The 3,206-nt window shown below is 73.4% G+C and carries 2 protein-coding genes and 1 pseudogene; all 3 read right to left on the bottom strand.

The window, feature by feature from the left end; genetic code table 11:
• Positions 1-1,171, bottom strand: a pseudogene (locus G3I42_RS19260) (cell division protein FtsK); the annotation flags it as partial.
• A gap of 327 nt (positions 1,172-1,498) precedes the next feature.
• Positions 1,499-2,209 carry a response regulator gene (locus G3I42_RS19270; protein ID WP_164287609.1) on the bottom strand — a complete coding sequence of 237 codons (711 nt, stop codon included), beginning with the start codon at positions 2,207-2,209 and terminating at the stop codon, positions 1,499-1,501.
• Between the two features lie 361 nt (positions 2,210-2,570).
• Positions 2,571-3,206 (bottom strand): response regulator (locus tag G3I42_RS37700; protein ID WP_239096554.1); only part of this gene is annotated, 636 nt, incomplete at its 5' end.

The following is a 3,206-nucleotide window of genomic DNA, read 5'->3' on the forward strand; positions in this document are numbered from 1 at the left end:
GCGTCGGCACGGGCGTCGTCGACTCGCCCTCGCGCCGTCCCGTCCCCACCCCGTGCGTCAGGTCGGCCACCAGCGAGGAGGGCGGCAGGCCGTGGAGCACCGCGCCGTCGAGCGCGGCGGCCGCGCGGGCCGCGACGTCCACCGGGTCGAGGTCGCGGTCCTCGAAGACGCCGCTGCCGCTCTTGCGGCGCCGCTCCAGCGCCGCTTCCTCCGCGTCGACGTCGTACGGGGCGGCGCCGCGCCGTCGCGACGTCGCCCGCCGCCGCCTCGCCTGCGCGAGTTCGTCCGCGTCGTCCTCCCGCGCGCCGTGCGCGGCGAACTCCTCCTCCGTCTCCAGTTCCTCGCTGAAGACCCCGAGCCGCACCCCGAGCCGCCGCAGTCGCTGCGGGATCGCGTTCACGGGCGTCGCGGTCACGACGAGCAGCCCGAAGACGGTGAGCAGGAGCAGCAGCGGGACGGCGAGGACGTCGCTCATCGTGAAGATGAGGGGGCTCGCCGCGGCCCAGCCGATGAGCCCGCCCGCGTCCTGGAGCGCCTCGATCCCCGCGTCCCTGCTGGGCGCGCCGCAGGCGATGTGCACCTGCCCGAGGACCCCGACGACGAGCGCCGAGAGGCCGATGACGATGCGTCCGTTCGCTTCGGGTTGCTCGGGGTGGCGGATGAGGCGCACCGCGATGACGCCGAGCAGTATCGGCACGAGCAGGTCGAGGCGGCCGAAGGCGCCGGTGACGAGGAGTTCGACGAGTTCGCCGACGGGACCATCGAGACGGGACCAGGTGCCCGCCGCGACGACGAGGGCGAGGCCGAGGAGGAGCAGGGCGAGGCCGTCCTTGCGGTGGGCGGGATCGAGGCCCTTGGCGCCGCGCCCTATGCCGCGCAGCATCGCCCCGATGCCGTGCGCGAGGCCCAGCCACACGGCCCTGACGAGCCGGTAGATGCCGTGGGTGGGGCTGGGGGCCGGTTTGGCGGGCGCCTTCTTGACCGCGGCCTTCTTCGCCGGTGCCTTCTTCGCGGGGGCCTTGCCGGCGCCCTTCTTCGCGGGGGGCGCGGCGGCGGACTTCGCGGCGACCGGCTTCTTCGCTGGGCCCTTCGCCCCGCCCGCGCCCCCGGCCCGCGGTCGCGCGGGACCCGCTGTGCTCGGAGAGCCCTTGCCGGACGAACGAGAAGCCATGTGCTGAGGTTACCGGGCACGGCCACTGAGGACACCTGTGACTACGGCTTCACCCGTTCGTGTCGCTCCCTGGATGAACGTCAGGTTGACGGGCCCTCATGCGGGGCGGCCGGGAAGGCGATACGGGAGCCAGAGGGCCGAAGAGGGACGAGCGCCGCACCGGAACCGGGCGGCGCACTCCGTACGGGCTGGGGGAGGCGGCCCGCACGGCTCGGAAAGGGCACCCCCGTACGAGCCGCGAAGCACACCCCGCACGCCCGCCGCATCCCGCACGCCCCGCCGCACCCGGTGCCCCGCGCCGGCCCTGTCCGCTTCGGCCCGCCCGTGTCAGCCCTGCGCCGGGAGGCTCGGCGTGCCGGAGCCGCCCGAGCCGGGTTCCAGCGCGTCGAGCGCGCGGCGCAGGCCGGTCAGCTTGCGTTCCAGGTGCGCGGCGGTGGCGACGGCGGCCGCGTCGGCGGCGGCGTCGAGCTGTTTGGAGAGCGCTTCGGCCTGTTCCTCGACCGCCGCGAGCCGCGAGGACAGTTCGGCGACGACCCCGCCGTTGGCCTTGCCGCCTCGGCGCGTTCCGCCGCCCGTGCCCTCGGTGCCCGCTCCTTCGCCCTCGCCTTCGAGCTGGAGGCGCAGGAGCGCGGCCTGGTCCTTGAGCTTGCAGTTCTTCTTGTAGAGGTCGACGAAGACCGAGACCTTCGCGCGCAGCACCCACGGGTCGAAGGGCTTGGAGATGTAGTCGACCGCGCCCGCCGCGTACCCCCGGAAGGTGTGGTGGGGGCCGTGGTTGATGGCCGTGAGGAAGATGATCGGGATGTCCCTGGTGCGCTCACGGCGCTTGATGTGCGCGGCGGTCTCGAAACCGTCCATGCCGGGCATCTGCACGTCAAGGAGGATGACCGCGAAGTCATCCGTCAGCAGCGCCTTGAGCGCTTCCTCTCCCGACGACGCCCGGACCAAAGTCTGATCGAGCGCGGAGAGAATGGCCTCCAGCGCGAGCAGATTCTCCGGCCGGTCATCGACCAGGAGAATCTTGGCCTTCTGGACCATGGCCCGCCCTCCTCGCCCCGGCAATCCGCGGGGCTCCGCCCCGGTGGACGGCTCTGTCGCGCCGTCCGTTCCTGTGCCGGTCATCGTAGCCGCACCCCACTTGTCGCCACACCCAGTCACCGCCAAGTCACGCGGTACGAGGTGAGAACGGCCGGGCCCTCGGAAAAGTTCCCGGTATCCGCCCGGTCACACCTGCCGCGGCCCCGCCCCGTGCGCCGCCCGGGGCCCGGCCTTCACCGAGGCCAGGGCCCCCGCGCCGCTCGTCACCGGCCCGGCCCCCGCGTCCCGCCGCTCCCCGGCGCACGACCGGGGGCACGGCGGGGCGCACGGCAGCACACTCACCGGCGCATCGCCAGGGCGATCACTTGGTGCGCAGCCACTTCTCCAGAGCCGTCAGCAAACGGTCGGGATCGACCGGCTTGGTGACATAGTCGGACGCGCCCGAATCGATGGCCTTCTCCCGGTCGCCCTTCATCGCCTTCGCCGTGAGGGCGACGATCGGCAGCCCGGCGAACTGCGGCATCCGCCGGATCGCGGTCGTCGTCGCGTACCCGTCCATCTCCGGCATCATGATGTCCATCAGCACCACCCGGACCTCGTCGTGCTGTTCGAGCACCTCGATGCCCTCGCGCCCGTTCTCGGCGTAGAGCACGGAGAGCCCGTTCTCCTCCAGCATGCTGGTGAGCGCGAAGACGTTGCGCACGTCGTCGTCCACGATGAGGACCTTCTCGTCGTGGAAGGTGTACGTGTTGCGCTGCGGCGGCAGCTCCCCGGGCGCCAGCTCGGGCAGCTCGGCCTCGTCCTCCCCTCCGTCCTCGTCCTCGTCGTCCCAGGAGCCGTCGTCGAGGCCGTCCGCGGACGCCTCCTCGCCGGAGGCAGCGCCCCGGTCACCCGCGGCACCGTCGCCCGGGGCTCCGTCCTCGCCCCGCTCGCCGTCCGTACCAAAGCCCGTCGCGCCCCCGGCACCAGCCACGTCGTCGGCCCCGGCGCCCGCCGC

This window comes from Streptomyces sp. SID11385, from assembly GCF_010548245.1.
Lineage (GTDB): Bacteria > Actinomycetota > Actinomycetes > Streptomycetales > Streptomycetaceae > Streptomyces.

What these genes read in the sequence shown, in the direction of transcription:
- G3I42_RS19270 (WP_164287609.1), bottom strand. Translation starts at nt 2,209, where the DNA reads ATGGTCCAGAAGGCCAAGATTCTCCTGGTCGATGACCGGCCGGAGAAT.